Here is a 3,849-nt window from a genome sequence, read left to right as displayed (position 1 = left end):
GGCAAAAGAAGGATAAAGGGCAAGGTCGAGATAATCATCGACAAAGGAACTGACAGTAGTGAAGACAGAATCCATCTCAATATGAGGGAAGAGAGAATGGAGCAGTGGCAAACGGCCCTGAATCGAGTTATAGTGTGTTTGGTAATTTTGTTTATTGATCATGAACATATTTTACCAAAAGAGGCACCTCATCCATTACGGATCAGGTGCCTCTTTTTATTTTTGGACTGTCAGAAATTTAACAGCCCCTTTTAGGACTTTTATTTATTTGAATTGATGATTGACTAACAAAATGATACTCCTGATGAAAAAAACGTTAAATTATCCTTCTGCTAAAACATTCAGAGAATGTGTTCTCTACCTTAATCAGAGTAATCAGATTTTAGGAAAAACTGACTTTCCCTGATTCTGCTGGCAGCTTCCAAAATATCTTCCTCTTCTAATACAAAAGATAAGCGAACATATCGTTCTCCCATTGGACCAAAGGCTGTTCCCGGAGTAACCATTACTCCTGTGGCTTTTAACAGTTCATGGCAGAATTCATAACAATTCTTATACTTTTCTGGGATTCTTGCCCAGATGAACATGGTTGCCTTTGGGCAGGGAAGCTCCCAACCGGCAAGCCGGAAAGAATCAACCATCAAATCTCTTTTATGTTCATATCGTTGCTGAGTCTCTTTTACCAGAGAACTTCCGGATTCAAGAGCCGCAATTCCTGCTTCCTGAACAGGAATAAAGACACCATAATCCATATTCGACTTCAGAACTTTATAAGCTTCAACAACTTCCTGGTTTCCCAGAAGAACACCGAGTCTTGCTCCAGCCATTCCATAGGACTTTGAAAAAGAATTAATCTCCACTCCGACTTCTATCGCATGATCAAAGGAGAGGAAAGATCTGCCGGGAACGCCTGTATAAACCAGGTCAGAATAGGCGTTATCATAGACAACAAGAATATTGTTTTTTCTGGCGAAGGCGATTAGATCATTGATAAAAGAATCGGGTGCACATGCTCCGGTAGGATTATTCGGATAACACACGATCATCATTTTTGCTTTTTGTGCAACGTCATCTGGGATTGCGTCCAGGTCAATTAAGTAATTGTTTTCAGCTTTCAAAGGCATGAAATGAATATTTGCACCTGCCAGTCGAGGCGCATCAACATAAACAGGATAATAAGGATCTGGAACGAGTACGATATCTCCTGGATTGCAATAAATCAGAGGGAGATTGACAAGAGCTTCCTGAGATCCCTGCAATAATGTGATCTCGTTTTCTTCAAGGCTGGTTTGATACCGGCTCTGATACCATTTTTGAATAGAGCTGATCATGCCAGAAAGCGGCATTACCGCATATCGATAGTTGGAAGGAATCGATACAGCCTTAGTCATTGTTTTAATAATTGATGGTGAAGGCGGAATTGTTGGCGATCCCAGGGAAAAATCAATTACTTTTTCATCTTTTTCTTTTTCGTAACGTTTTTTTTCTTCCAGAAGTTCAGTAAAGACGCTTGTATGGAATGAGTTCATTCTTTGTGCTCTTTTAAACATAATTACCTCCGATTCAGATTATTCTTATGGAAACAATATACCTCTTTAATTATAAAAAACTGACCAGTATTGAACTGGTCAGTTGAATCATAAAAAATCAATGGAAAAAGTATTTTTCTCAGGAAGGAAAAAGCATTGAGATGATATCTTCCGGTGTCTTAGAACTCATAACATTCACATCTGACATTGTGCTCTCGTTCCAGCGAAATTGATCATAATCAGTCAGAAACGAAAAATCCACACTGACAGCCGGGTATCGATTATAGAAATCAGGATAATGTTCTTTCATCAGTTGATCAGCAGAACTTATGGCCTGAGAATGGAGATTTCCGTCTGCTGTTGGGGTTCCGCTGATTCTGACTCCAGGTGGAGCTGAATGAACTAATAAAACACTTCCATCATCGTATTGTCCTAAAACAAAATAAACATGTCCATTATTAAATAAGATGTCTCCCGGTTGATAACTGGTGATTTCAGAAGAAGGAATTACCTCTCCATACCCTCTTGAACTTAAAAAAGTTCCGAAATTTCCACTGTGAACTACCAGGTTGTCTTTTTCGTTTTCATTGTAAAAAGTATTGTAGATCGTCCAGCCTACAAATCCAGAACAATCAAGTCCATCATGGATCTGATAAGCAAAATCGGTGAAGTCATAATTTGCATCCTGTGAATCAAAGAATGTTTTCCAGTTATCAGAGGTTCCGATCGTCATTGATTCAATACCACCTTCTGTATCTTCTTCGTTCCATGCTCCGCCCCATATATATAGAGTACTGCCGACTGGCTTCATTGAAGTTTTCAGCAGCTTTTCAATCGTATGATTGTTTTCAGTGTCCTTGGATGAAGGTGAAGAATTGGAAGGATTACCCTTTTTGGTGTCGTATTCTATTGATGCGTGTAAATTAACAGGCTGATAAAAAGTGGGAATAAATAAAATCATCGCCAGGGGGATTAGAACGGCGGCTGATGTAATGGCATATTTCATCAAATACCTCACTAATTCTGATAATGAGTCTGAAAACCAGATTTTAGCATGTGCCAGCGACCTCTCTGTTGGTTAATGAATCATCAAGTTTTCTGGTGAGTCTAAGAACGCCAGGATATAACAGGGATTAATCGAGACTGGATTCAGAATTGGTTGTTCAAAGTTTAATGCAAATAAAGATTGATTGAGAATTGGAGCTGATCCAGGAAGTTTAATCTCAATCTGCATAGTCTTTATTATCACAAATGTTTTCCTGAGAATAAATCCTTGAACTGCTCTTTGTTCAGAAGTATTTTAGCAAAGTTGTTTGAAATGGCAGTTTTTGAGGTATTCGTCTTTTTAACTAGTCTATGACTCGTCTTTTTATTACCGTTTGATCAGATAGATTAAATTTCTATCGCCTGACAGAACAGATAATAAAAAAATGAATATGGAACAATACAGTTTGTTTTGTGCGATGCGTTGATCTGAATCGGGACATGCAGATCGTAGGTGTCATATTCAGGTTTGTTTATTTGCTTCTTAAATGATGGACTTGCTGGTGCCCTCTTTTTGTTTTTTTACAACCTGGAGGAAGAAGAACATCGCCTCGCTTTTATTGTTGTTCATCACACAAACAATTATAGGAGCAATTGCTTTATTTGATTAACTATGCGAAGTTTCGGATTCAAGTTGTATGGTTAAGGTACTACTGTAAAAAAAGATGTAAAACAGATTTGGTAAACGGCATAAATTTTGGTTGCAACTTATTTCAAATTGGATTAAAGTTAACAAGCTGTTTATGGAATCAATTGAAAAATTCAAACTGAAACGGCATCCTGGAATATCCAGACTCCTTTATCTAAGGGCAGAAATCCTTGTTTGTGAAAAATTAAAAATAATTCACAAAAAGGGTTGACCGATGACTGTTGGAGTGGTATTCTTAATGAGCCTTGTGAGAGACGGCTTGTTTCTCACAAGTGAAGTCTTCTTCTGATTGTGAAATTCAAAAAGAAATTCACAAAAAAGCCTTGACTTTGATCAGGACAGGGAGTAAGATAAACAAGCTTGTGAAAGATAAATAAATCTTCACAAATAACTCGTTCTTTGAAAACTTTACAGACAGTATGTACAAGTACCAATTGGTACAGGTTAAACAAACAAACCAAGTACAAGTCAATTCAACCTGAACAATCAAAAAATAAAATAAAACGCAAAAGCGTTGAGTCAAATCAAATGGAGAGTTTGATCCTGGCTCAGGATGAACGCTGGCGGCATGCCTAATACATGCAAGTCGAACGGTATCTTTGGATACAGTGGCGAACGGGTGAGTAA

2 protein-coding genes and 1 rRNA gene are annotated in these 3,849 nt (G+C 37.9%); 1 reads left to right on the top strand and 2 read right to left on the bottom strand.

From position 1 onward, the window contains the following. Positions 1 to 362 precede the first annotated feature (362 nt). Both BO222_RS06645 and BO222_RS06640 read right to left on the bottom strand, forming a co-directional pair. Positions 363 to 1,550, bottom strand: coding sequence for an aminotransferase class I/II-fold pyridoxal phosphate-dependent enzyme (locus BO222_RS06645; RefSeq protein ID WP_075819515.1), 1,188 nt, complete (start codon positions 1,548 to 1,550; stop codon positions 363 to 365). A gap of 118 nt (positions 1,551 to 1,668) precedes the next feature. Continuing rightward, positions 1,669 to 2,535, bottom strand: coding sequence for a hypothetical protein (locus BO222_RS06640; protein ID WP_075819513.1), 867 nt, complete (start codon positions 2,533 to 2,535; stop codon positions 1,669 to 1,671). Positions 2,536 to 3,747: 1,212 nt separating this feature from the next. Here BO222_RS06640 and BO222_RS06635 point away from each other — a divergent pair. Next, positions 3,748 to 3,849, top strand: a 16S ribosomal RNA gene (locus BO222_RS06635); the annotation flags it as partial.

Source organism: Ileibacterium valens, from assembly GCF_001945525.1.
In the GTDB taxonomy this organism is placed as follows: Bacteria; Bacillota_I; Bacilli_A; order Erysipelotrichales; family Erysipelotrichaceae; genus Ileibacterium; species Ileibacterium valens.
The sequence above is the reverse complement of the archived record's forward strand: the minus strand, read 5'-3'. Positions and strand labels throughout refer to the sequence as shown.